Source organism: Streptomyces sp. NBC_01716, assembly GCF_036248275.1.
Lineage (GTDB): Bacteria > Actinomycetota > Actinomycetes > Streptomycetales > Streptomycetaceae > Streptomyces.
This window is the reverse complement of sequence record NZ_CP109181.1, coordinates 3,457,912-3,482,292: the sequence shown is the minus strand read 5'-3', so window position 1 is coordinate 3,482,292 and position 24,381 is coordinate 3,457,912. Positions and strand designations below refer to the sequence as shown.

At 68.5% G+C, this 24,381-nt stretch carries 20 protein-coding genes and 3 tRNA genes; 19 read left to right on the top strand and 4 right to left on the bottom strand.

The genetic code is table 11. The annotated features are described in order from the left end of the window. Positions 1–45 precede the first annotated feature (45 nt). Positions 46–1,293 carry an amidohydrolase family protein gene (locus tag OIE74_RS15120; protein ID WP_329383205.1) on the bottom strand — a complete coding sequence of 416 codons (1,248 nt, stop codon included), beginning with the start codon at positions 1,291–1,293 and terminating at the stop codon, positions 46–48. 314 nt (positions 1,294–1,607) lie between these two features. Between OIE74_RS15120 and OIE74_RS15115 the strand changes: the two genes are divergently transcribed. The 8 genes from OIE74_RS15115 (at position 1,608) to OIE74_RS15080 (ending at position 6,425) form a co-directional block, all read left to right on the top strand. Then, positions 1,608–1,680, top strand: a tRNA-Thr gene (locus OIE74_RS15115). A gap of 47 nt (positions 1,681–1,727) precedes the next feature. Continuing rightward, a tRNA-Met gene (locus OIE74_RS15110) sits at positions 1,728–1,800 on the top strand. An 89-nt stretch (positions 1,801–1,889) separates the two neighbouring features. After that, complete coding sequence (gene rpmG / locus OIE74_RS15105; RefSeq protein ID WP_003956487.1) at positions 1,890–2,054, top strand: 50S ribosomal protein L33; 165 nt, start codon at positions 1,890–1,892, stop codon at positions 2,052–2,054. Between the two features lie 119 nt (positions 2,055–2,173). After that, on the top strand, positions 2,174–2,626 hold the full coding sequence (locus OIE74_RS15100) for a MaoC family dehydratase N-terminal domain-containing protein (RefSeq protein WP_329383202.1): 453 nt from the start codon (positions 2,174–2,176) through the stop codon (positions 2,624–2,626). A gap of 5 nt (positions 2,627–2,631) precedes the next feature. Continuing rightward, positions 2,632–3,060 carry a MaoC family dehydratase gene (locus OIE74_RS15095; RefSeq protein ID WP_329383199.1) on the top strand — a complete coding sequence of 143 codons (429 nt, stop codon included), beginning with the start codon at positions 2,632–2,634 and terminating at the stop codon, positions 3,058–3,060. A 104-nt stretch (positions 3,061–3,164) separates the two neighbouring features. Beyond that, on the top strand, positions 3,165–3,725 hold the full coding sequence (locus OIE74_RS15090) for a TetR/AcrR family transcriptional regulator (protein WP_329383197.1): 561 nt from the start codon (positions 3,165–3,167) through the stop codon (positions 3,723–3,725). Between the two features lie 102 nt (positions 3,726–3,827). Then, complete coding sequence (locus OIE74_RS15085) at positions 3,828–5,291, top strand: MFS transporter (protein ID WP_329383194.1); 1,464 nt, start codon at positions 3,828–3,830, stop codon at positions 5,289–5,291. Between the two features lie 78 nt (positions 5,292–5,369). Continuing rightward, complete coding sequence (locus OIE74_RS15080) at positions 5,370–6,425, top strand: UDP-N-acetylmuramate dehydrogenase (RefSeq protein WP_329383191.1); 1,056 nt, start codon at positions 5,370–5,372, stop codon at positions 6,423–6,425. A 326-nt stretch (positions 6,426–6,751) separates the two neighbouring features. Here the strand turns inward: OIE74_RS15080 and OIE74_RS15075 are convergent, their stop codons facing one another. Next, positions 6,752–7,387, bottom strand: a complete 636-nt coding sequence (locus OIE74_RS15075) for an NAD(P)-dependent oxidoreductase (RefSeq protein WP_329383188.1) — start codon at positions 7,385–7,387, stop codon at positions 6,752–6,754. 106 nt (positions 7,388–7,493) lie between these two features. Here OIE74_RS15075 and OIE74_RS15070 point away from each other — a divergent pair, with 106 nt between their 5' ends. Beyond that, on the top strand, positions 7,494–8,096 hold the full coding sequence (locus OIE74_RS15070) for a TetR/AcrR family transcriptional regulator (RefSeq protein WP_329383185.1): 603 nt from the start codon (positions 7,494–7,496) through the stop codon (positions 8,094–8,096). A gap of 20 nt (positions 8,097–8,116) precedes the next feature. Here OIE74_RS15070 and OIE74_RS15065 read toward each other — a convergent pair whose 3' ends face one another. Together OIE74_RS15065 and OIE74_RS15060 are read right to left on the bottom strand one after the other, a co-directional pair. Then, positions 8,117–9,175 (bottom strand): adenosine deaminase, encoded by a 1,059-nt coding sequence (locus OIE74_RS15065; RefSeq protein ID WP_329383181.1) that lies wholly within the window; start codon positions 9,173–9,175, stop codon positions 8,117–8,119. Positions 9,176–9,295: 120 nt separating this feature from the next. Next, positions 9,296–10,522, bottom strand: coding sequence for a pyridoxal phosphate-dependent aminotransferase (locus OIE74_RS15060; RefSeq protein ID WP_329383178.1), 1,227 nt, complete (start codon positions 10,520–10,522; stop codon positions 9,296–9,298). A gap of 226 nt (positions 10,523–10,748) precedes the next feature. On the opposite strand from OIE74_RS15060, the gene OIE74_RS15055 reads away from it, so the two are divergent. The 10 genes from OIE74_RS15055 to OIE74_RS15010 all read left to right on the top strand — a co-directional run bounded on the left by OIE74_RS15055 (position 10,749) and on the right by OIE74_RS15010 (position 24,214). Then, a tRNA-Trp gene (locus OIE74_RS15055) sits at positions 10,749–10,821 on the top strand. A gap of 108 nt (positions 10,822–10,929) precedes the next feature. Beyond that, positions 10,930–11,220: a preprotein translocase subunit SecE gene (gene secE / locus OIE74_RS15050; protein ID WP_329383175.1), complete on the top strand. Its 291-nt coding sequence runs from the start codon at positions 10,930–10,932 to the stop codon at positions 11,218–11,220. Positions 11,221–11,300: 80 nt separating this feature from the next. Continuing rightward, positions 11,301–12,179: a transcription termination/antitermination protein NusG gene (gene nusG, locus OIE74_RS15045; protein ID WP_329383172.1), complete on the top strand. Its 879-nt coding sequence runs from the start codon at positions 11,301–11,303 to the stop codon at positions 12,177–12,179. Between the two features lie 201 nt (positions 12,180–12,380). Continuing rightward, the gene (gene rplK / locus OIE74_RS15040) at positions 12,381–12,815 is read left to right on the top strand and encodes a 50S ribosomal protein L11 (protein ID WP_078075574.1); all 435 of its coding nucleotides are present in this window, start codon (positions 12,381–12,383) and stop codon (positions 12,813–12,815) included. Between the two features lie 98 nt (positions 12,816–12,913). Beyond that, positions 12,914–13,636, top strand: coding sequence for a 50S ribosomal protein L1 (rplA, locus tag OIE74_RS15035; protein ID WP_189107671.1), 723 nt, complete (start codon positions 12,914–12,916; stop codon positions 13,634–13,636). A gap of 142 nt (positions 13,637–13,778) precedes the next feature. Beyond that, positions 13,779–14,726 carry a hypothetical protein gene (locus tag OIE74_RS15030; protein ID WP_329383167.1) on the top strand — a complete coding sequence of 316 codons (948 nt, stop codon included), beginning with the start codon at positions 13,779–13,781 and terminating at the stop codon, positions 14,724–14,726. A 329-nt stretch (positions 14,727–15,055) separates the two neighbouring features. Next, complete coding sequence (gene rplJ / locus OIE74_RS15025) at positions 15,056–15,613, top strand: 50S ribosomal protein L10 (RefSeq protein WP_189107669.1); 558 nt, start codon at positions 15,056–15,058, stop codon at positions 15,611–15,613. Positions 15,614–15,698: 85 nt separating this feature from the next. Then, on the top strand, positions 15,699–16,085 hold the full coding sequence (rplL, locus tag OIE74_RS15020; RefSeq protein WP_329383164.1) for a 50S ribosomal protein L7/L12: 387 nt from the start codon (positions 15,699–15,701) through the stop codon (positions 16,083–16,085). 606 nt (positions 16,086–16,691) lie between these two features. Further along, positions 16,692–20,174: a DNA-directed RNA polymerase subunit beta gene (rpoB, locus tag OIE74_RS15015; protein ID WP_329383161.1), complete on the top strand. Its 3,483-nt coding sequence runs from the start codon at positions 16,692–16,694 to the stop codon at positions 20,172–20,174. Positions 20,175–20,308: 134 nt separating this feature from the next. Further along, positions 20,309–24,214 (top strand): DNA-directed RNA polymerase subunit beta', encoded by a 3,906-nt coding sequence (locus OIE74_RS15010; RefSeq protein WP_329383158.1) that lies wholly within the window; start codon positions 20,309–20,311, stop codon positions 24,212–24,214. Positions 24,215–24,381 lie beyond the last annotated feature (167 nt).

The window sequence follows — 24,381 nt, the reverse complement described above, 5'->3', positions numbered from 1 at the left end:
TCACGCGGCACCTCCGTAGGAGGAACGCCCCGCACGGCACGCCCCTCACGGCCGCGTCTCCGGCCGCCCCTGCCGTCCCTGCCGGGGCAGATCCAACGACACGGCCACCGCCGAGTCGTCGCAGTACTCCCGCACCGCGTTCGTCCGGGCCACCACCCGCCCCCGGTGAATGACGATCCTGCTGTACGCCAGCGACAGCACCCCCTCCAGCCGGTCCCCCCGCACCGCCAGCAACTCCGCCGGAAAGCCCGCCTCCACCCGTACCTCCGGCAGCCGCATCGCCTCACGCGCGGCCGTGCTCACCGCCTCGTACGCCTCCGCCGCCCGCAGCCCTCCTTGGGAGGCCAGCAGATACGCCGCCTCCAACGGATCCCCTCGCCCCACCGGGTTCGCCACGTCCTGTACGGCCCCGCTGCCCGCCGCCACCCGCACCCCGGCGGCACGCAGCACCCGTACGGGCGCCACCCCCCGCTGCTCGACACCGCCGCAGCCGCCCTGCGGCACACAGACCACGGTCACACCCGCCGCCGCCAACTGGTCCGCCGCCCGGCCCGTCACGTCCGCCGGCAGCCGGGACAGCCCCGCGCAGGGCCCGATCGAGACGCCGGGCCGCAGCCCTCCGGCCATCGCCGCGAGACGCGCGAGGCGGGCCGGGTCGCCGCCGTCCGTATGGAGGTCGACCGGACAGCCGTGCTCCGCCGCCACGGTCAGCACCGATTCCACGTATCCGGTCGGGTCGGGGTCGAGGTCCGGGCAGCCGCCCACCACCCCCGCGCCCATCTTCACCGCGTCCCGCAGCATCGCCAGCCCGTCGGCGCCCGCGATCCCGGTCAGCAGGCGCGGGACGGCGACAACCGTCAGATTCCCGAGCCCGCGCAGCGAACGCCGCGCCTGGAGCACCGCCTCCATGGGCTCCAACTCCCGCGCGTCACCGACCCGCACATGCGTCCGCAGCGTCGTCGCCCCGTGCCCGACCTGGAGCAGCGCGGCCTCGGTCGCCCGGCGCTGGACCGACTCGGGGTCGTACGACACGGGCCCGTCCGGCGTGACGGCGCTCAGCGCGGTGTCGCTGTGCGCGTGCGGCTCGGCGGGGGCGGGCAGGAGCAGATACCCGTCGAGGTCCAGGCAGGCGTCGATCGCGGGAAGGCTGCCGGCGGTGCCGACGGCCTCGATACGGCCGCCGCTCAGCAGTACGTCGACGGCGCGGCCGTCGACGAGCCGAGCCCCGCGCAGCAGCAGCGCGGGGGCGTTCGCCGTGACGCCGTCTGACGGCTCCGGCTGGCTGTCGGGCATCGTCCTCCTGGTGGGCTCCTGGGTGGGGGCGGTGAAGCTCTGGCTGCAAGATCACGCAGCGTGCGTCGAGCCTAGAGCCGCCCCGCGCGGGCTTCGAGGAGGAAAGAAATAGTCATACTGCTGTGGCTCTTCCCGGGCGCCCGGGACGGCGCGCACGGCCGTCCTGGCGCCCGCTCAACACCCGTCCCGCGCCCGCCCGACGCCCTCCCCACGCACACCCGGCATCCGCCCCGGCACGGAAGGGACAGGTGGGACGAGAGGCCGGAAACGGATTTGGGCGAACGGCGACGGACCGTGTAATGTCTTCATCGCTCGCCCCAATAGCTCAGTCGGTAGAGCGTCTCCATGGTAAGGAGAAGGTCTACGGTTCGATTCCGTATTGGGGCTCTGGTGTTCGGTCCTCCTCGCCTTCGGGTGAGGAGATCCGACATCACAGCGGTGTAGCTCAGTCGGTAGAGCAAGCGGCTCATAATCGCTGTGTCACCGGTTCAAGTCCGGTCACCGCTACACACGGTAGCCGATGGTGGGGGCGATCCTTCGATCGGCTACTCTTTTATGCGTTAACCCGTCAATCTGTCCGTCCAAGGAGCACTCACGTGGCTGCCACCGACGTCCGCCCGAAGATCACGCTGGCCTGCGTGGAGTGCAAGGAGCGGAACTACATCACCAAGAAGAACCGGCGCAACAACCCGGACCGTCTTGAGATGAAGAAGCACTGCCCTCGCTGCAACTCGCACACGGCTCACCGCGAAACGCGCTGAACCAGGCTCGCACCCGAGGCCGTCCCCTTGACCGGGGGGCGGCCTCGTGTCGTTTGCCGCGCCCGATCCATAGTTGGGCACCATTCAACAGGGCAGTCTGATCAGGAGGGAACGAGTCCATGGCGCTCGACCAGTCCTTCGTCGGGCGGACGTATCCGCCGACCGAGCCGTACGAGGTCGGCCGGGAGAAGATCCGCGAGTTCGCCGAGGCGGTGGGTGACACCAATCCGGCGTACGTCGATCCGGACGCCGCGAAGGCGTTCGGTCACCTCGACGTGATCGCCCCGCCGACGTTCGTCTTCGCGATCACCTTCAAGGCGGCGCGGGAGGTCATCGCCGATCCGCAGCTGGGTCTCGACTACAGCCGGGTCGTGCACGGCGACCAGAAGTTCGTCTACACCCGTCCCGTACATGCGGGCGACCGGCTGACGGTCACCTCCACCATCGAGGGAATCAAGTCCATGGCGGGCAACGACATCCTCGACGTCCGCGGCGAGGTGCACGACGAGGCGGGTGCGCACGTCGTGACCGCGTGGACCAAGCTGGTGGCGCGCGCCGCCGAGGGGGAGTGACGCCGATGGCCACGCAGATCGCCTACGACAACGTCGAGATCGGTACGGAGCTGCCGGCCGCGACGTTCCCGGTGACGCGCGACACCCTGGTGCGCTACGCGGGCGCATCGGGCGACTTCAACCCGATCCACTGGAACGAGAAGTTCGCGCGGGAGGTCGGGCTGCCCGACGTCATCGCGCACGGCATGTTCACGATGGCCGAGGCCGTCCGGGTGGTGACCGACTGGGTGGGGGACCCGGGGGCCGTGGTCGAGTACGGCGTCCGCTTCACCAAACCCGTCGTGGTGCCCAACGACGGCAGGGGCGCGGTCGTCGAGGTGACCGCCAAGATCGGCGACAAGCTCGACGACAACCGCGTACGCGTGGATCTGACGGCGACCAGCGAGGGCAAGAAGGTGCTGGGGATGTCCCGCGCCGTCGTCCAGCTGGCCTAAGGAGATGACCGGTTCCCGGGCGCCGTACGGCGCCCGGGAACGTGGGGCGAGCTCAGGGCTTGACAGGTAAGTAATCAATCAATAACTTACTTCTCATGGTCAGAATGAGCGCAGAAGAGCGACGCGAGAGCGTCATCCGCGCGGCGATCACCGAATTCGCCCGCACCGGCTACCAAGGCACCTCCACCGAGGTGATCGCCCGCCGCGTGGGCGTCTCGCAGCCGTACCTCTTCCGCCTCTTCGCGAACAAGCAGGCGATCTTCCTCGCGGCGTCGGAGCGCTGCCTCCAGGACACCCGGCGCATCTTCGAGGAGGTGTCCAAGGGGGTCGCCCCCGACGAGGTCGTCCACTCCATGGCCCGCGCCTATCAGCAGCTCATCGCCGACGACCCGGACAAGCTGATGATGCAGATGCAGGTGTACGCCGCCGTCGCGGCGGCCGAAGCGGCGGGGGACCACGAATTCGGCGCCTCCGTACGGGCCGCGTGGTCGCGGCTCTGGGACACCGCGCATCTGGCGCTGGGTGCGGACGCGAAGGAGACGACGACCTTCCTGGCCTTCGGCATGCTGGCCAACACCCTGCTGGCGCTGGGGTTTCCGGCCGACGACCGCGTCTGGAGCGGCTTCTACGACTCCGCGCGGCCGTTGGCCGGCTCGGACGGCTGATCCGAAGCGGGCGGCCCCGCTCATGCTTTTCGCTACTCGTTTCATGCCCTTTTCATGGGAATGAAAGTTAGTAATCCATAACTAATCAGATCGGGGAGAACAATGAACCAGCCAGCAGCCCGCGGTGGCGCGAACGCCACCTGGGCCCTCGTCATCACCGGCGCCGCGGGCTTCATGGCGGCCCTCGACAACCTCGTCGTCACCACCGCCCTGCCGTCCATCCGCGAGGACCTCGGCGGCAAACTCGCCGACCTTGAGTGGACGGTCAACGCCTACACGCTCACCTTCGCGGTGCTGCTCATGTTCGGCGCGGCCCTCGGCGACCGCTTCGGCCGCCGCAGGCTCTTCGTCGGCGGCCTCTCGATCTTCACCGCGGCGTCCGCCGCCGCGGCCCTCGCGCCCGGCATCAACAGCCTCATCGCCGCGCGCGCCGTCCAGGGAGTCGGCGCGGCGATCATGATGCCGCTGGCACTCACCCTGCTCACCGCGGCGGTCCCGGCCGCGAAGCGCGGCGCGGCCCTCGGCATCTTCAGCGCCGTCACCGGCATCGCCGTGGCCGCGGGTCCGCTCGTCGGCGGAAGCCTCACCGAACACATCTCCTGGGAATGGATCTTCTGGCTGAACGTCCCGGTCGGCCTCGTGCTGCTGCCGCTCGCCAGGACCCGGCTCAAGGAGTCGTACGCCCCGAACGCCCGTATCGACATCCCCGGCACCCTGCTCATCAGCGGCGGCCTCTTCGGCATCGTCTACGCCCTGGTCACCGCCAACACCGAGGGCTGGACCAGCCCGCTCGTCCTCACCGGGCTGATCGTCGGCACGGCCCTGATCGGCGGCTTCGTACGCCACGGCATCCGCAGGCCCGACTCGATGCTGCCCATGCGGCTGTTCAAGGACCGCACCTTCGCCGGGATCAACGCCGCGAGCCTGCTGATGTTCCTCGGCATGTTCGGCTCGATCTTCCTGCTCAGCCAGTTCATGCAGGGCGTCGCAGGCTACTCGCCCACCGAGGCCGGCCTGCGGATGCTGCCCTGGACCGCGATGCCGCTGCTCGTCGCGCCGCTCGCCGGGATCCTCTCCGACCGGATCGGCGGCCGGCCCGTCGTCACCACCGGGCTCGCCCTCCAGGCCGTCGGGCTGGCCCTGTTCGCGATGGTCATCGAGCCCGGTGTGTCGTACGCGGCGCAGCTGCCCGCCCTGATCATCAGCGGGATCGGCATGGCGATGTACTTCGCCCCCGCCGCCAGCCTGGTCATGTCCAGCGTCAGGACCGAGGAGCAGGGAATCGCGTCCGGCGCCAACAACGCGCTGCGCGAGGTCGGCGGAGCGCTCGGCGTCGCGGTCCTCGGGGCGGTGTTCTCCGCGCAGGGCGGTTACGAGACGCCGCAGATCTTCGTCGACGGCACGGTCCCGGCCCTGTGGATCGGCTCGGCGGTCGTGGGGGTCGCGGCCCTGGCGGCCCTGGCCATGCCGGGCCGCCGGGCGCGGGCGAAGACCGTACTGCTGCGGAAGCCGGAAGCCGGGCCGGAAGCCGGGGCGGCGGGGGAGCGCAGGACGGTCGGTGTCTGACAACCCCCGGCGCGGAACGGCGCGGTCCGGTCCGGTCCGGAGACGAATCGTCTCCGGACCGGACCGTAGTCTTGTCCCGTGCAGGAACTCCAGGACGCTCCCCTCGCCCCGCTGACCACCTTCCGCCTCGGCGGCCCGGCCACCCGGCTGATCACCGCGACCACCGACGCCGAGGTCGTCACCGCCGTGCGCGAGGCGGACGACGCCGGCACGCCGCTCCTGATCATCGGCGGCGGCAGCAATCTGGTCATCGGGGACAAGGGCTTCGAGGGCACCGCCCTGCGCATCGCGACACGCGGCTTCGACCTCACGGGTGCGGCGCTGGAACTGGCCGCCGGCGAGACCTGGACCGACGCCGTCGCCCGTACGGTCGATGCGGGGCTCGCGGGTATCGAATGCCTGGCCGGCGTCCCCGGCTCGGCCGGCGCCACCCCGATCCAGAACGTCGGCGCGTACGGCCAGGAGGTGTCCAGCACCATCACCGAGGTCGTCGCCTACGACCGCGCCGCCCGCGAGATCCTGACCCTCGCCAACGCCGAGTGCGCCTTCTCATACCGGCACAGCCGCTTCAAGGAGCACCCCGAGCGCTACGTCGTCCTGCGTGTCCGGTTCGCGCTGGAGGACGCGGGCGGGCTCTCGGCCCCGCTCAAGTACGCCGAGACGGCCCGCGCGCTCGGAGTCGGACCCGGCGACCGCGTCCCGCTGGACGCCGCCCGCCGTACGGTGCTCGAACTGCGCGCGGGCAAGGGCATGGTGCTCGACCCCGCGGACCACGACACATGGTCGGCCGGCTCCTTCTTCACCAACCCGATCCTCGACGACACGGCGTACGCGGCCTTCCTCGCCCGCGCGGCGGAGCGGCTCGGCCCGGACGTCACGCCGCCCGCGTACCCGGCGGGGGAGGGCCGCACGAAGACCTCGGCCGCGTGGCTGATCGACCGCGCGGGCTTCACCAAGGGGTACGGCACCGGCCCCGCCCGTATCTCCACCAAGCACACGCTCGCGCTGACCAACCGGGGCCACGCCACCACCGAGGACCTGCTCGCGCTCGCGCGGGAGGTCGTCGCCGGCGTCCGCGAGGCGTTCGGGATCACGCTGGTCAACGAGCCGGTGACGGTCGGCGTCAGCCTCTGAGCCCCGCCGTCGCCCGGCGAGGAGCGCCAGGGCGTGTTGGACGAACCCCGTCCGGTTCAGGCCCCCGGTCGGGCGGCCGATGTCCGGCCGCGCCCGCCGCGGAGTGGCTGGTGTCTCGTTGGCACGTGCGCTCTCCCCATGGTCCTTCGGGCACGGGAGGCCCCCCGCGTTGTCCACAGGGCTCAACTCGCTGAGCCCTGGGCGGTGCTGGTGCCCGCGCCGCCCCGTCGTGTCCGGCCCGGGACCGTGGTGACGAAGCGCTTCTTCCCCGCGCCTCATGTACGTCCCGTACGAGGGTGATCCTCCGCCCCGCAGTCGCCCGCATCTCAGTACGCGACCCCCACCGGCTGCTTCACCGTCGCCGGGTCGTCGATCATCGCCAGCATCGCGTGGGCGAGGTCCGGGCGGCCGATCTTGCTGCCGCCGCGCGGGTTCGCCCCCACCACCGCGCGGTAGACCCCCGTCACCGGCCTGTCCAGAAGCTGCGGGGGCCGGACGGCGGTCCAGTCGGTCCCGCTGCGGGCCAGTTCCTCCTCCATCCGCGCCAGGTCGTCGTAGACGGGCCTGAGCACGACCTTGACCACGCCCATGGCCACCTTCCCCAGCAGCGGCTCGTCCCGCGGCACCTCGCCGACCGGGGCCGCGCTCACCACCAGCAGCCGGCGCACGCCCTCCGCGTCCATCGCCCGCAGGATCGAGCGGGTCACCGGCGCGGTGATCCCCGCGTCCTTGCGCCCGCGCGGACCGACGCCCGACAGCACCGCGTCACGGCCCGCCACGGCGGCCCGCAGCGCCTCAGGGTCGTCGAACGAGGCCGCGGTGAACACGTCGAGCCGGTCCCCGGTGACATCCAGCCGCGCCGGGTCCCGCACCACCGCCGTGACCCGATGCCCCGCCGCCAGTGCCTGCCGCACGATCTCCCGGCCGACGCCCCCGGTCGCCCCGAACACGGTGAGTCTCATCGCCCTCGCCTCTTCCGTTCTATGGTGGGTGAGTATTCACTCACCTCTATGGTGAGTATCCACCCACCCCTTCGTCAAGCCTCGTCAGAGCGATCGGAGCGCACCTATGAAGCCCGCGCGGGCCCGCATCCTGGACGCCGCCGCCCAACTCATGGGCACCATCGGGCTGGCACGCGCCACCACCAAGGAGATCGCGCGCGCCGCCGGGTGCTCGGAGGCCGCCCTCTACAAGTACTTCTCCGGCAAGGAGGAGCTCTTCCTGCGCGTATTGGAAGAGCGGCTGCCGCGCCTCGGCCCGCTGCTCTCCGAGCTCGGGGAGGGGCCGTTCGGCGCGAACGCCCGTCACAGCGTCGAGGAGAATCTCACCGAAGTCGTCCGCCAGGCGGCCCTCTTCTACGAGGCGACCTTCCCGATCGGCGCCTCGCTCTTCGCCGAACCGGCGCTGCTGCGCAGGCACGCCGAAGGGATCCGCGCCCTGGGCGCCGGCCCCCAGTGGCCGCTGCGCGCACTCGCCGGATATCTGCGCGCCGAACGTGAGGCCGGCCGCGTACGGGAGGGCGCCGACGCCGACGCCGTGGCCTCACTGCTGCTCGGCGCGTGCCTGCAACGGGCCTTCCTGAAGGCCTTCCCGGACGGCGAACAGGTCCCCCCGCTCGACGAGTTCGCCCCGGCCCTGGTACGGACGGTCCTGTCCCCGCTCAGCCCCTGACGGCCCCCGCCGCCGTCCGCTCAGCCTTCCAGCCAGGCGTCGATCCCCGCCAGCAGCTTGTCCCGCGTCCCGTCCGACGCCGCCGAGGCCCGCACCGACTGCCGTGCCAGCTCGGCCAGTTCGACGTCCGTGAACCCGTGGTGCCTGCGCACCAGTTCGTACTGTGCCGCGAGCCGCGACCCGAAGAGCAGCGGGTCGTCCGCGCCGAGCGCCATCGGCACCCCGGCCTCGAACAGAGTGCGCAGGGGTACGTCGTCGGGCTTCTCGTAGACGCCCAGCGCCACGTTCGACGCCGGGCACACCTCACAGGTCACCCCGCGGTCGGCCAGTTTGCGCAGCAGCCGCGGGTCCTCGGCCGCCCGTACGCCGTGCCCGATCCGGCTCGCCCGCAGATCGTCCAGACAGTCCCGCACCGACGAGGGCCCGCTCAACTCACCGCCGTGCGGCGCCGCGAGCAGCCCGCCCTCCCTGGCGATGGCGAAGGCCCGGTCGAAGTCCCGTGCCATGCCCCGGCGTTCGTCGTTCGACAGACCGAAGCCGACGACGCCCCTGTCCGCGTACCTCACCGCGAGCCGGGCCAGCGTGCGGGCGTCCAGCGGATGCTTCATCCGGTTCGCCGCGACCACGACCCGCATTCCGAGCCCGGTGTCGCGCGACGCCGCGTCCACGGCGTCCAGGATGATCTCCAGCGCCGGGATCAGCCCGCCGAGCAGCGGGGCGTACGAGGTGGGGTCGACCTGGATCTCCAGCCACCCGGAGCCGTCCCGTACGTCCTCCTCGGCGGCCTCGCGGACCAGCCGCTGGATGTCCTCGGGGGCCCGCAGACAGGACCGGGCGATGTCGTAGAGCCGCTGGAAGCGGAACCAGCCCCGCTCGTCGGTCGCGCGCAGCTGGGGCGGCTCGCCGCCGGTGAGCGCGTCCGGGAGATGGACGCCGTACTTGTCGGCGAGCTCCAGCAGGGTCGTGGGCCGCATCGAGCCGGTGAAGTGCAGATGCAGATGGGCCTTGGGCAGCAGACGGATGTCGCGGGTGGCGCGGTCGTCACGCGTGGGGCGCGGGGGGCCGGAAACGTTCTCCATCCATGGATCTTGCCGTACGCGGGCGGACTCCGGGAGTCCCTTTCCACCTTCGGGCCGTTGCCCGAACGAAAGAACGGGCCCCCGGACGCACCGGGGACCCGTTCTGCCGAAGCGGCGCACTCAGTCGCGGGCCTCCGCCAGCAGCTTCTGGAGCCGCGCCACACCCTCGACCAGGTCCTCGTCGCCCAGCGCGTACGACAGCCGCAGATACCCCGGCGTACCGAAGGCCTCACCCGGTACGACCGCGACCTCGGCCTCTTCCAGGATCAGGGTGGCGAGGTCGACCGAGCTCGCCGGCCGCTTGCCGCGGATCTCCTTGCCGAGCAGCGCCTTCACCGACGGGTACACGTAGAAGGCACCCTCGGGCTCCGGGCAGACCACGCCGTCGATCTCGTTGAGCATCCGGACGATGGTGCCCCGGCGCCGGTCGAAGGCGACCCGCATCTCGTCCACCGCGTCGAGACTCCCGGTCAGGGCGGCGAGCGCGGCGGCCTGCGAGACGTTGGCCACGTTCGACGTCGCGTGCGACTGGAGGTTGGTCGCGGCCTTCACCACGTCCTTGGGGCCGACGACCCAGCCCACCCGCCAGCCGGTCATCGCGTACGTCTTCGCCACACCGTTGACGACGACGCACTTGTCACGCAGCTCGGGCACGGCCGCGGGCAGCGAGGTGAACTCGGCCTTCCCGTAGACGAGGTGCTCGTAGATCTCGTCCGTCATGACCCACAGGCCGTGCTCCACGGCCCAGCGGCCGACGGCCTCGGTGTCCTCGCGGCTGTAGACGGCGCCGGTCGGGTTGGACGGCGAGACGAAGAGCACGACCTTCGTACGCTCCGTGCGCGCCGCCTCCAACTGCTCGACCGAGACCCGGTAGCCGGTGGTCTCGTCGGCCACCACGTCCACCGGGACACCCCCGGCCAGCCGGATCGACTCGGGGTACGTCGTCCAGTACGGCGCCGGGACGATGACCTCGTCGCCCGGGTCGAGGATCGCGGCGAAGGCCTCGTAGATCGCCTGCTTGCCGCCGTTGGTGACCAGGACCTGGGCGGGGTCGATCTCGTAACCGGAGTCACGCAGCGTCTTCGCGACGATCGCGGCCTTCAGCTCGGGGAGCCCGCCGGCCGGGGTGTAGCGGTGGTACTTCGGGTTGTGGCAGGCCTCACTCGCGGCGTCGACGATGTAGTCGGGCGTCGGGAAGTCGGGCTCACCGGCGCCGAAGCCGATCACCGGCCGGCCGGCGGCCTTGAGGGCCTTGGCCTTGGCGTCGACGGCAAGGGTGGCGGACTCGGAGATTGCGCCGACTCGGGCGGAGACCCGGCGCTCGGTCGGAGGAATTGCAGCGCTCATGCGGGCCATGGTCCCAGACCCCCGGAGACCCGGGCACAGGGGTTTCGCCGACTGGACAGCCCACGGACAGAGAGCGGACAGGTTCGGACAAGAGCCGGTCCGGTGTTACCTGTTCGACGCCGGGCCCCTGAGCACGTACACTCACTGGTCGTTGGCCCTCAGCCGCCACCGCCGATCCGGGCACGCCGTGCTTCCGGTCGGATGCGGTAGGTTGGGGAAAACACAAAGGGTCGTAGCTCAATTGGTAGAGCACTGGTCTCCAAAACCAGCGGTTGGGGGTTCAAGTCCCTCCGGCCCTGCTACACAATCCTTCGCCAGGATGTGTGCGCGTGTACGTACTTCAAAAGCACTGCCGTGCGGCTCCACCGGGCGCGGCACGGCCACGACCCGGAATCAGGTGAGAGAGCGTGACGGACGCCGTGGGCTCCATCGACAAGCCTGATGCTGACGATGACGAGACCCCCGAGTCGAGCAAGAAGACTCGCAAGGGTGGCAAGCGCGGCAAGAAGGGCCCGCTGGGCCGTCTCGCGCTCTTCTACCGTCAGATCGTCGCGGAGCTGCGCAAGGTCGTCTGGCCGACTCGCAACCAGCTGACGACCTACACGACTGTTGTGATCGTCTTCGTCGTCGTCATGATCGGTCTGGTGACCGTGATGGACTACGGCTTCCAGAGAGTAGTCAAGTACGTCTTCGGCTAGGCCCGCGGAGGCAGAGGGCGCCCACGGGCGTCCCTATCCGCATGTTCCACCCATCGTGAAGCCAGGAAGAAGCAGCCAACGTGTCTGACCCGAACCTGAACGACGCCAACGAGGCGGTCGAGTCCCGCGAGGACGAGACCGACATCGTGGAGGCGGCGGACGCTGTCGAGCCAGACCAGGCCGAAGCCGCTGACGCCGAGGCCGGCGAGCCGGCCGAGGAGTCGGCGGTGCATGCCGACGACGTCGAGGACGGGGACGCGGAGTCCGCTTCCGCCGAGGACGGCGCTGCCGACGCCGAGGACGGCGAGGAGACCGAGCTCGTCGAGGAGCCCGCCCCCGCGGCCGACCCTGTCGCCGCGCTCCGCGAGGAGCTGCGCGGGCTGCCCGGCGAGTGGTACGTCATCCACACGTACGCGGGCTACGAGAAGCGCGTGAAGGCCAACCTGGAACAGCGCGCCGTCTCGCTCAACGTCGAGGACTTCATCTACTCGGCCGAGGTGCCCGAGGAAGAGATCGTCCAGATCAAGAACGGCGAGCGCAAGAACGTCCGCCAGAACAAGCTCCCGGGCTATGTCCTGGTGCGGATGGACCTGACGAACGAGTCCTGGGGTGTCGTACGGAACACGCCGGGCGTCACCGGCTTCGTCGGCAACGCCTACGACCCGTACCCGCTGACGCTGGACGAGATCGTGAAGATGCTCGCCCCCGAGGCCGAGGAGAAGGCCGCGCGCGAGGCGGCCGAGGCCGAGGGCAAGCCGGCTCCGTCCCGCAAGGTCGAGGTCCAGGTGCTGGACTTCGAGGTCGGCGACTCGGTCACCGTCACCGACGGCCCGTTCGCGACGCTCCAGGCGACGATCAACGAGATCAACGCCGACTCGAAGAAGGTCAAGGGCCTCGTCGAGATCTTCGGCCGCGAGACCCCGGTCGAGCTGAGCTTCGACCAGATCCAGAAGAACTGACGCGCTTTCCGCGCGCTCCAAAGCCAGTTCCGACCAGGTCAGACAGGCTCTCGCAGGGGATTGCCCCCACGCGCGGGAGAGGGTCTGACCTGCTCGGTTTTTGGCCGTGCAGCTGTACCCGTTATCGTTGCGCGGTATGCCCGCATCCGGATGACCGGATGACTGGGCCGGAACACTCTCACTAGGACCCGGAGAGAGCACATGCCTCCCAAGAAGAAGAAGGTCACGGGGCTCATCAAGCTCCAGATCTCGGCCGGCGCGGCCAACCCGGCTCCGCCGGTCGGCCCCGCGCTGGGTCAGCACGGCGTCAACATCATGGAGTTCTGCAAGGCCTACAACGCCGCGACCGAGTCGCAGCGTGGCATGGTCGTGCCGGTGGAGATCACGGTCTACGAGGACCGCTCCTTCACCTTCATCACCAAGACTCCGCCGGCCGCCAAGCTGATCCTCAAGGCCGCCGGTGTGGACAAGGGCTCAGGCGAGCCGCACGTCAAGAAGGTCGCCAAGCTCACCCGTGCGCAGGTCCGTGACATCGCCACGACCAAGATGCCCGACCTGAACGCCAACGACCTGGACGCCGCCGAGAAGATCATCTCCGGCACCGCCCGTTCGATGGGCATCACGGTCGAGGGCTGAGCCCCGCCCGGCGGGCCCCCTCGGGCGCGCCAAGTGGAAGGGCCATGCGCGGCCCGCACCACGAACTCCACGCCTGAATGAACCACCAGGAGAATGAAGTGAAGCGCAGCAAGGCACTCCGCAGCGCGGACGCGAAGATCGACGCGGAGCGCACGTACCCTCCGCTCGAAGCCGTCCGTATCGCCAAGGACACCAACACCACCAAGTTCGACGGCACCGTCGAGGTCGCCATGCGGCTGGGCGTCGACCCGCGCAAGGCGGACCAGATGGTCCGTGGCACCGTGAACCTTCCGCACGGCACCGGCAAGACCGCCCGGGTCCTGGTCTTCGCGACCGGTGACCGTGCCGAGGCAGCGCGCGCCGCGGGCGCCGACATCGTCGGCTCCGACGAGCTGATCGAAGAGGTCCAGAAGGGCCGTCTCGACTTCGACGCCGTCGTCGCCACCCCGGACCTCATGGGCAAGGTCGGCCGCCTCGGCCGCGTCCTCGGCCCGCGTGGTCTGATGCCGAACCCGAAGACCGGCACCGTCACCCCCGATGTCACGAAGGCCGTGAACGACATCAAGGGCGGCAAGATCGAGTTCCGCGTCGACAAGCACTCGAACCTGCACTTCATCATCGGCAAGGTCTCCTTCGACGAGACGAAGCTGGTCGAGAACTACGCCGCGGCGCTGGAGGAGATCCTCCGTCTCAAGCCGTCGGCCGCGAAGGGCCGTTACATCAAGAAGGCGACCCTGGCGACGACGATGGGCCCCGGCATTCCGCTGGACGCCAACCGCACGCGCAACCTCCTCGTCGAGGAGGACCCGGCCTCCGTCTGATCCCGGACGGCAGTCGAGTCGCTGTTTGTCAAGAGCCGGTCCCGGCACCTCTGTTGAGGCGCAGGGGCCGGCTTTGGCATGAGCGGGCTGTCATATCCGTGCGATACCGTTCAACAAGGAACATCGGAATAAGGGGTGGGGTATGACCATGTCGGCATGGGGGCGCGTCGGCGTCTCGCTGACGGCAGTGGCCGTGGTGGCCGGTGTCGCGGGCTGTCAGAGCGGTGACGCGGACTCGGACGGCAAGAAGAACGGCGGGAGTTCGGCCGCCAAGGGGGAGACGCAGTCGCGTTCCGCGGTGACGGACGTGCTGACGGCGGCGTACGAGAAGACGGCGGCGGCGAAGTCCGCCAAGGTCACGATGACGATGTCGATGCCGGCCGCCGTGGGCGCCGGGGCGGGCGACATGGAGATGTCCGGCGTCATGGGGTGGGACCCCGTGGTGATGGACATGACCATGACCGGCTCGATGCTCCAGTCCGAGCCCGACGCCCCGGACAAGATCCGGATGGTGTGGGTCAAGAACGCCATGTACATGGACATGGGCGCCGAGGCGGCCAAGGACATGGACGGCAAGCGCTGGATGAAGCTGGACCTGGCCGCGGCGGCGGAGGCCTCGGGCGACCCTGCGGTCGCCCAGGAGCTCACCGGCGGCATGGAGAACATGAACCAGGACCCGGCGCAGCAGCTCGCGCTCCTCCTGGACTCGCCGAACGTGAAGCACGTCGGCTCGGAGAAGATCGACGGGGCCGAGGCGCAGCACTACAAGGGCACGCTCACCGTCGCCGAGATGATGGAGTCGAACGAGGGCCTCGACGTGCTCAGCGAGAAGGAGCGCAAGGACCTTCTCGACAACGTCAAGAAGTCCGGCATCAAGGGTTACGACACCGAGGTCTGGGTCAACGAGGACAACTACCCGGTCAAGATGGATGTCGCGATGGACACCCCGCAGGGCGAGGTGAAGATCGGCGCGCGTTACACCGACTACGGGGCCGAGGCCTCCGTCCAGACGCCGCCGGCCGCCGACACCGTCGACCTGTTCAAGATGCTGGGCGACCTCGGCGCGGACGCCGAGGGCTCCGGAATCTGATCTCCTTTCCGAATCCTTGAGTTCGGGGAGCTGATCTCTCAAATCCGGTCACCGGGGCGGGTTTACGGCCCCGGCGACCGGATTTGCCTGCGGGTAACCGCGTCACGTACTCTTCAGTTGAAGCCAAAGACCGCTGGTCGTCGCCGTGCTCTCGCAAGAGGGTGAGGCGACCGAAGGATCCGCCAAAGGCGGACGACCCGCGTAGGTGACCGAGGAGAGTTCCCGGGCGTGTCCCGGTTGAGCTACGCCCCGTGCGCCTGCGCCGGGGCGTTTCGTTTTGTCCGGCCCCTTCTGAGCGGTCCTCATCACCCGGAAGGAGGCCGACGCTCATGGCAAGGCCCGACAAGGCTGCCGCGGTGGCCGAGCTGACGGAACAGTTCCGCAGCTCGAGCGCCGCAGTGCTGACCGAGTACCGGGGTCTCACCGTGGCGCAGCTCAAGGAGCTGCGTCGTTCCCTCGGTGAGAACGCCCAGTACGCCGTGGTGAAGAACACGCTGACCAAGATCGCGGCCAACGAGGCCGGGATCAACACGCTGGACGACCTGTTCGCGGGTCCGACGGCGGTTGCCTTCGTCACCGGTGACCCGGTGGAGTCGGCGAAGGGTCTTCGTGACTTCGCCAAGGACAACCCGAATCTCGTCATCAAGGGCGGAGTCCTTGATGGCAAGGCGCTCAGCGCCGACGAGTTCAAGAAGCTCGCGGACCTCGAGTCCCGCGAGGTGCTGCTCGCCAAGGTGGCCGGTGGAATCAAGGCGTCGATGGCCAAGGCCGCGGCGACGTTCCAGGCCCCGCTGTCGGAGTTCGTCCGCACCGCGGACGCGCTTCGCGCCAAGGTCGAGCAGGGCGGTGCCGGTACGCCGGCTCCCGCCGAGGCCGACGCCGAGTAGTTCGGCGCCGCGTCGCAGCGGGCCCCACCGTACGCCCGCCGTCATATACATCCGGCACCTGCCGACATAGTGGAAGGACGCCATCATGGCGAAGCTGTCCCAGGACGAGCTGCTTGAGCAGTTCGAGACCCTGACCCTCATCGAGCTCTCCGACTTCGTGAAGGCCTTCGAGGCCAAGTTCGACGTCAAGGCCGCCGCCCCGGTCGCCGTCGCCGCCGCCGGCGGTGCCGCCGGTGCCGCTGTCGAGGCCGAAGAGGTCCAGGACGAGTTCGACGTCATCCTCACGGGTGCCGGCGAGAAGAAGATCCAGGTCATCAAGGTCGTGCGTGAGCTCACCTCGCTGGGCCTCAAGGAGGCCAAGGACCTCGTCGACGGCGCGCCGAAGCCCGTCCTTGAGAAGGTCGCCAAGGAGGCCGCTGACAAGGCCGCCGAGTCCCTCAAGGGCGCCGGCGCCTCCGTCGAGGTCAAGTGACCTCGTAGCACCACCCCGCTGATCACCCGCCTCACGGGAGCCGCGAAGGCTCCCGTGGGTCCGGTGTGACGGCGACCACGCCGAGCGAGGCGCGGAGCGTTGACGAGAAGGGCGGTCACCCGTACGGGTGACCGCCCTTCTCCGTTGCCGTGAGGGGTTCCTTGCTCTTCGTCCGGCTGCGAGTATGGTGATCATCGTCGTGCCTTCCGTATGACCGGTGACGGTCCGTACGGGACGGGGGGCCTTGACGAACCGCACGCAGCGCGCAATTCTCAGGGACGCGTCGCCATATTCGATCCGATTCCGAGGCATGGATCGGCGACGAAGAGGGCAGGATCGATGTGCGCCTACGGCGTGGGTCCGAACGCAGTTGAGACAAGGTGTTGAGTACAACGAGGGTCTCGCAAAACCCGGCCTGGACATCAGTGTGCCAAGTGGCTACACTGACCCTTTGCGCTGCCTGTTAGCTGCTCCCTGCCCGTCACCAGGGGCACCCCCATGCAAGACATCGTCGGTTGACCAGCCCTTTTGGGGCCTGTGATCCGACGCGTCCAGCTCGGGACCGGTACGCGCGTAGTGAGTCCGAGCCCTCGGAAGGACCCCCTCTTGGCCGCCTCGCGCAACGCCTCGACCACGAATACGAACAACGGCGCCAGCACCGCCCCGCTGCGCATCTCCTTTGCAAAGATCAAGGAGCCTCTTGAGGTTCCGAACCTCCTCGCGCTGCAGACCGAGAGCTTCGACTGGCTGCTCGGCAACGCCGTGTGGAAGGCACGGGTCGAGGCAGCTCTTGAGAGCGGCCAGGACGTCCCCAGGAAGTCGGGTCTGGAGGAGATCTTCGAGGAGATCTCTCCGATCGAGGACTTCTCCGGGTCGATGTCGCTGACGTTCCGCGACCACCGTTTCGAGCCGCCGAAGAACTCGATCGACGAGTGCAAGGAGCGCGACTTCACGTACGCGGCCCCGCTCTTCGTCACCGCCGAGTTCACCAACAACGAGACCGGTGAGATCAAGTCCCAGACGGTCTTCATGGGCGACTTCCCGCTCATGACGGACAAGGGCACCTTCGTCATCAACGGCACCGAGCGTGTCGTGGTGACCCAGCTCGTCCGCTCGCCGGGTGTGTACTTCGATTCCTCGATCGACAAGACGTCCGACAAGGACATCTTCTCCTCCAAGATCATCCCCTCCCGGGGTGCCTGGCTGGAGATGGAGATCGACAAGCGCGACATGGTCGGTGTCCGTATCGACCGCAAGCGCAAGCAGTCCGTGACCGTTCTGCTCAAGGCTCTCGGCTGGACGACCGAGCAGATCCTGGAGGAGTTCGGCGAGTACGAGTCGATGCGCGCCACCCTGGAGAAGGACCACACCCAGGGCCAGGACGACGCGCTGCTCGACATCTACCGCAAGCTGCGTCCGGGCGAGCCCCCGACGCGCGAGGCGGCCCAGACGCTGCTCGAGAACCTCTACTTCAACCCCAAGCGCTACGACCTCGCGAAGGTCGGCCGCTACAAGGTGAACAAGAAGCTCGGCGCCGCGGAGCCGCTGGACGCCGGTGTGCTCACCACCGACGACATCATCGCCACGATCAAGTACCTGGTGAAGCTGCACGCCGGTGAGACCGAGACGGTCGGCGAGAGCGGCACCCAGATCCTGGTCGAGACCGACGACATCGACCACTTCGGCAACCGCCGTCTGCGCAACGTGGGCGAGCTCATCCAGAACCAGGTCCGTACGGGTCTGGCGAGGATGGAGCGCGTCGTACGCGAGCGCATGACGACCCAGGACGTCGAGGCGATCACGCCGCAGACCCTGATCAACATCCGGCCGGTCGTCGCCTCCATCAAGGAGTTCTTCGGCACCAGCCAGCTGTCGCAGTTCATGGACCAGAACAACCCGCTGTCGGGTCTGACCCACAAGCGCCGGCTCAACGCGCTCGGCCCCGGTGGTCTGTCCCGTGAGCGGGCCGGCTTCGAGGTCCGTGACGTGCACCCCTCGCACTACGGCCGCATGTGCCCGATCGAGACCCCCGAAGGCCCGAACATCGGCCTGATCGGCTCGCTCGCCTCGTACGGCCGGGTCAACGCGTTCGGCTTCGTTGAGACGCCGTACCGCAAGGTCGTCGGCGGTGTCGTCACCGACGACGTCGACTACCTGACCGCCGACGAGGAGGACCGCTTCGTCATCGCGCAGGCCAACGCGACGCTGTCCGAGGAGATGCGGTTCACCGAGCCGCGCGTCCTGGTCCGCCGTCGTGGCGGCGAGGTCGACTACATCCCCGGTGACGACGTCGACTACATGGACGTCTCGCCGCGCCAGATGGTGTCGGTCGCGACCGCGATGATCCCGTTCCTGGAGCACGACGACGCCAACCGCGCCCTCATGGGCGCGAACATGATGCGCCAGGCCGTGCCGCTGATCACCTCCGAGGCGCCGCTCGTCGGCACCGGCATGGAGTACCGCTGCGCGGTCGACGCCGGTGACGTCATCAAGGCGGAGAAGGAGGGTGTGGTCCAGGAGGTCTCCGCGGACTACATCACCATCGCCAACGACGACGGCACGTACACCACGTACCGCATCGCCAAGTTCTCCCGCTCCAACCAGGGCACCTCCGTCAACCAGAAGGTCATCGTCTCCGAGGGTGACCGGGTCGTCGAGAACCAGGTGCTCGCCGACGGTCCCGCCACCGAGCGTGGCGAGATGGCGCTCGGCAAGAACCTCCTCGTGGCGTTCATGCCGTGGGAGGGCCACAACTACGAAGACGCGATCATCCTCAGCCAGCGGCTGGTGCAGGACGACGTCCTCTCCTCGATCCACATCGAGGAGCACGAGGTCGACGCCCGTGACACCAAGCTCGGCCCGGAGGAGATCACCCGGGACATCCCGAACGTCTCTGAAGAGGTCCTCGCGGACCTCGACGAGCGCGGCATCATCCGTATCGGTGCCGAGGTCACGGCCGGGGACATCCTCGTCGGCAAGGTCACGCCCAAGGGTGAGACCGAGCTGACGCCGGAGGAGCGGCTGCTCCGCGCGATCTTCGGTGAGAAGGCCCGTGAGGTCCGCGACACCTCGCTGAAGGTGCCGCACGGCGAGACCGGCAAGATCATCGGTGTCCGCGTCTTCGACCGCGAGGAGGGTGACGAGCTTCCTCCGGGCGTGAACCAGCTGGTCCGCGTCTATGTCGCCCAGAAGCGCAAGATCACCGATGGTGACAAGCTCGCCGGCCGGCACGGCAACAAGGGCGTCATCTCCAAGATCCTGCCGATCGAGGACATGCCGTTCCTGGAGGACGGCACCCCGGTCGACATCATCCTCAACCCCCTCGGCGTCCCGTCCCGCATGAACCCGGGGCAGGTCCTGGAGATCCACCTCGGCTGGCTCGCCAGCCAGGGCTGGAAGGTCGAAGGCAGCGAGGAGTGGATGGAGCGGCTGAAGGGCATCGGGGCCGACGACGTCGCCCCCGGTACCAACGTCGCGACACCGGTCTTCGACGGCGCGCGCGAGGACGAGATCTCCGGTCTCTTCGAGGCCACGATCCCGAATCGCGACGGCGAGCGGATGGTCAAGGCCTCCGGCAAGGCCAGCCTGTTCGACGGCCGCTCCGGTGAGCCGTTCCCCGAGCCGGTTTCCATCGGCTACATGTACATCCTGAAGCTCCACCACCTGGTCGACGACAAGCTCCACGCCCGCTCGACCGGTCCGTACTCGATGATCACCCAGCAGCCGCTGGGTGGTAAGGCCCAGTTCGGCGGTCAGCGCTTCGGCGAGATGGAGGTGTGGGCGCTGGAGGCTTACGGCGCCGCGTACGCCCTCCAGGAGCTCCTGACCATCAAGTCCGACGACGTGACCGGCCGCGTGAAGGTCTACGAGGCCATCGTCAAGGGCGAGAACATCCCCGAGCCCGGCATTCCCGAGTCCTTCAAGGTGCTCATCAAGGAAATGCAGTCGCTCTGTCTCAACGTGGAGGTGCTGTCCTCGGACGGTATGTCCATCGAGATGCGCGACACGGACGAGGACGTCTTCCGCGCGGCGGAGGAGCTCGGTATCGACCTGTCCCGGCGAGAGCCGAGCAGCGTCGAAGAGGTCTGACGGGTTGTCCGGCCGCTCCTGTCTCGGGGCGGCCGGCTCCTCCCGGACCCCCCCCTCGCGCCCTGGTGGGCTCGGGCGGGACCCCCTTCAGACCATTGATTGAGACTCGACCCCGAAAGAGGGATTGACGACAAGTGCTCGACGTCAACTTCTTCGACGAGCTGCGGATCGGCCTCGCCACCGCGGACGACATCCGGACCTGGTCCCACGGCGAAGTGAAGAAGCCGGAGACCATCAACTACCGCACGCTCAAGCCCGAGAAGGACGGACTCTTCTGCGAGAAGATCTTCGGTCCGACCCGGGACTGGGAGTGCTACTGCGGCAAGTACAAGCGTGTCCGCTTCAAGGGCATCATCTGTGAGCGCTGTGGCGTCGAAGTCACGCGCGCCAAGGTGCGCCGTGAGCGGATGGGCCACATCGAGCTTGCCGCGCCCGTCACCCACATCTGGTACTTCAAGGGAGTTCCGTCCCGGCTGGGGTACCTGCTCGACCTCGCGCCGAAGGACCTTGAGAAGGTCATCTACTTCGCCGCGTACATGATCACGTTCGTGGACGAGGAGCGCCGTACGCGCGACCTGCCCTCGCTGGAGGCGCATGTCTCCGTCGAGCGCCAGCAGGTCGAGAACCGCCGCGACTCCGACCTTGAGGCCCGCGCCAAGAAGCTTGAGACCGACCTGGCCGAGCTGGAGGCCGAGGGCGCCAAGGCCGACGTGCGCCGCAAGGTGCGCGAAGGCGCCGAGCGTGAGATGAAGCAGCTGCGCGACCGCGCGCAGCGCGAGATCGACCGGCTCGACGAGGTGTGGAGCCGTTTCAAGAACCTCAAGGTCCAGGACCTGGAGGGCGACGAGCTGCTCTACCGCGAGCTGCGTGACCGCTTCGGCACGTACTTCGACGGTTCCATGGGCGCCGCCGCTCTGCAGAAGCGCCTGGAGTCCTTCGACCTGAACGAAGAGGCCGAGCGGCTCCGCGAGATCATCCGTACCGGCAAGGGACAGAAGAAGACCCGTGCGCTCAAGCGCCTCAAGGTCGTCTCCGCGTTCCTCCAGACCAGCAACAGCCCCAAGGGCATGGTGCTGGACTGCGTGCCGGTGATCCCGCCGGACCTGCGTCCGATGGTGCAGCTGGACGGTGGCCGCTTCGCGACCTCCGACCTGAACGACCTGTACCGCCGTGTGATCAACCGCAACAACCGCCTCAAGCGTCTCCTTGACCTCGGTGCCCCCGAGATCATCGTGAACAACGAGAAGCGGATGCTGCAGGAGGCCGTCGACGCGCTGTTCGACAACGGCCGCCGCGGTCGCCCGGTCACCGGTCCCGGCAACCGGCCCCTGAAGTCCCTCAGCGACATGCTGAAGGGCAAGCAGGGCCGATTCCGCCAGAACCTGCTCGGCAAGCGGGTCGACTACTCGGCCCGTTCCGTGATCGTCGTCGGACCGCAGCTCAAGCTGCACCAGTGCGGTCTGCCGAAGGCCATGGCGCTGGAGCTCTTCAAGCCGTTCGTGATGAAGCGCCTGGTGGACCTGAACCACGCGCAGAACATCAAGTCGGCCAAGCGCATGGTCGAGCGTGGCCGCACCGTCGTGTACGACGTCCTCGAAGAGGTCATCGCCGAACACCCGGTGCTGCTGAACCGTGCCCCGACCCTGCACCGCCTCGGCATCCAGGCCTTCGAGCCCCAGCTGGTCGAGGGCAAGGCCATCCAGATCCACCCGCTCGTCTGCACCGCGTTCAACGCGGACTTCGACGGTGACCAGATGGCCGTCCACCTGCCGCTCTCCGCGGAGGCGCAGGCCGAGGCCCGCATCCTGATGCTGTCCTCGAACAACATCCTCAAGCCGGCCGACGGCCGTCCCGTCACCATGCCCACCCAGGACATGGTGCTCGGCCTCTTCTTCCTCACCACGGACGAGGAGGAGCGCGAAGTCATCGGCGAGGGCCGGTCCTTCGGCTCCAGTGCCGAGGCCACGATGGCGTTCGACAACCGTGAGCTCTCGCTCCAGGCGAAGATCGACATCCGCTTCCCGGTGGGCACCATCCCGCCGCGCGGCTGGACCCCGCCGGTCGGCGAGGACGGCGAGACGAACACCGAGTGGCAGCAGGGCGACCCGTTCCGGCTGCGTACGACCCTGGGCCGCGCGCTCTTCAACGAGCTGCTGCCCGAGGACTACCCGTTCGTCGACTACTCGGTGGGCAAGAAGCAGCTCTCCGAGATCGTCAACGACCTCGCCGAGCGCTACCCCAAGGTCATCGTGGCGGCGACGCTCGACAACCTGAAGGCGGCCGGCTTCTTCTGGGCGACCCGCTCCGGTGTCACCGTCGCCATCTCCGATGTCGTCGTACCCGAGGCGAAGAAGGCGATCGTCCAGGGTTACGAGACCCAGGACGAGAAGGTCCAGAAGCAGTACGAGCGCGGTCTGATCACCAAGGACGAGCGCACCCAGGAGCTCATCGCGATCTGGACCAAGGCGACCAACGAGGTCGCCGAGGCGATGAACGCGAACTTCCCGAAGACCAACCCCATCTTCATGATGGTGAATTCGGGTGCTCGTGGAAACATGATGCAGATGCGTCAGATCGCCGGTATGCGTGGTCTGGTGTCCAACGCCAAGAATGAGACGATTCCCCGTCCCATCAAGGCGTCCTTCCGTGAAGGCCTGTCCGTGCTGGAGTACTTCATCTCCACCCACGGTGCCCGTAAGGGTCTGGCCGACACCGCCCTGCGTACCGCCGACTCGGGTTACCTGACCCGTCGTCTGGTGGACGTCTCGCAGGACGTCATCATCCGCGAGGAGGACTGCGGCACCGACCGCGGCCTCAAGCTGCGGATCGCGGAGCGCGGCGAGGACGGTGTCCTGCGCAAGGCGGAGGACGTCGAGACGTCCGTGTACGCGCGGATGCTCGCCGAGGACGTCGTCGTGGACGGCAAGGTCATCGCACCGGCCAACGTCGACCTGGGCGATGTCCTGATCGACGCGGTCGTGGCGGCCGGCGTGGAGGAGGTCAAGACCCGCTCGGTCCTGACCTGTGAGTCCGCGGTGGGCACCTGTGCCTTCTGCTACGGCCGTTCGCTGGCCACCGGCAAGCTGGTCGACATCGGTGAGGCGGTCGGCATCATCGCCGCCCAGTCCATCGGTGAGCCCGGCACCCAGCTGACGATGCGTACCTTCCACACCGGTGGTGTGGCGGGCGACGACATCACGCAGGGTCTGCCGCGTGTCGTCGAGCTCTTCGAGGCCCGTACGCCCAAGGGTGTCGCGCCGATCTCCGAAGCCGCGGGCTCCGTCCGCATCGAGGAGACCGAGAAGACGAAGAAGCTCGTCGTCACCCCGGACGACGGAAGCGAGGAGACGCCGTTCCCGATCTCCAAGCGCGCCCGGCTGCTCGTCGGTGACGGTGACCGCGTCGAGGTGGGCCAGAAGCTCACCGTCGGTGCCACCAACCCGCACGACGTGCTGCGGATCCTCGGTCAGCGCGCGGTCCAGGTCCACCTGGTCGGCGAGGTCCAGAAGGTCTACAACTCGCAGGGTGTGTCGATCCACGACAAGCACATCGAGATCATCATCCGGCAGATGCTGCGCCGTGTGACGATCATCGAGTCCGGTGACGCGGAACTGCTGCCGGGCGAGCTCGTCGAGCGCTCGAAGTTCGAGACCGAGAACCGTCGCGTGGTCACGGAAGGCGGCCACCCGGCCTCCGGCCGTCCGCAGCTGATGGGTATCACCAAGGCCTCGCTGGCCACGGAGTCGTGGCTGTCGGCGGCGTCCTTCCAGGAGACGACCAGGGTCCTGACCGACGCGGCGATCAACGCCAAGTCGGACTCCCTGATCGGCCTCAAGGAGAACGTCATCATCGGAAAGCTCATCCCGGCCGGTACGGGTCTCTCCCGCTACCGCAACATCCGGGTGGAGCCGACCGAGGAGGCCAAGGCCGCGATGTACTCGGCCGTCGGCTACGACGACATCGACTACTCCCCGTTCGGCACGGGCTCCGGCCAGGCCGTTCCGCTGGAGGACTACGACTACGGTCCGTACAACCAGTAGGAGTGAGTGCGGTCCGATGGGCGGTCACCCCGGTGGGGTGGCCGCCCATCGGCGGTGTGTGAGGCGATCGAAACCAGGTGCGGCGCATCTTTTTTGACCGGAGTCGATGAGGTAGGTACGCTCAGACCTTGTGCCTGGGGTGTGCCTGGGCTCCTGTGCGTGTCCTC

What these genes read in the sequence shown, in the direction of transcription:
- OIE74_RS15120 (WP_329383205.1), bottom strand. Translation starts at nt 1,293, where the DNA reads ATGCCCGACAGCCAGCCGGAGCCGTCAGACGGCGTCACGGCGAACGCC.
- OIE74_RS15100 (WP_329383202.1), top strand. Translation starts at nt 2,174, where the DNA reads ATGGCGCTCGACCAGTCCTTCGTCGGGCGGACGTATCCGCCGACCGAG.
- OIE74_RS15095 (WP_329383199.1), top strand. Translation starts at nt 2,632, where the DNA reads ATGGCCACGCAGATCGCCTACGACAACGTCGAGATCGGTACGGAGCTG.
- OIE74_RS15090 (WP_329383197.1), top strand. Translation starts at nt 3,165, where the DNA reads ATGAGCGCAGAAGAGCGACGCGAGAGCGTCATCCGCGCGGCGATCACC.
- OIE74_RS15085 (WP_329383194.1), top strand. Translation starts at nt 3,828, where the DNA reads ATGAACCAGCCAGCAGCCCGCGGTGGCGCGAACGCCACCTGGGCCCTC.
- OIE74_RS15075 (WP_329383188.1), bottom strand. Translation starts at nt 7,387, where the DNA reads ATGAGACTCACCGTGTTCGGGGCGACCGGGGGCGTCGGCCGGGAGATC.
- OIE74_RS15070 (WP_329383185.1), top strand. Translation starts at nt 7,494, where the DNA reads ATGAAGCCCGCGCGGGCCCGCATCCTGGACGCCGCCGCCCAACTCATG.
- OIE74_RS15065 (WP_329383181.1), bottom strand. Translation starts at nt 9,175, where the DNA reads ATGGAGAACGTTTCCGGCCCCCCGCGCCCCACGCGTGACGACCGCGCC.
- OIE74_RS15060 (WP_329383178.1), bottom strand. Translation starts at nt 10,522, where the DNA reads ATGAGCGCTGCAATTCCTCCGACCGAGCGCCGGGTCTCCGCCCGAGTC.
- rplK (WP_078075574.1), top strand. Translation starts at nt 12,381, where the DNA reads ATGCCTCCCAAGAAGAAGAAGGTCACGGGGCTCATCAAGCTCCAGATC.
- OIE74_RS15030 (WP_329383167.1), top strand. Translation starts at nt 13,779, where the DNA reads ATGACCATGTCGGCATGGGGGCGCGTCGGCGTCTCGCTGACGGCAGTG.
- rplJ (WP_189107669.1), top strand. Translation starts at nt 15,056, where the DNA reads ATGGCAAGGCCCGACAAGGCTGCCGCGGTGGCCGAGCTGACGGAACAG.
- rplL (WP_329383164.1), top strand. Translation starts at nt 15,699, where the DNA reads ATGGCGAAGCTGTCCCAGGACGAGCTGCTTGAGCAGTTCGAGACCCTG.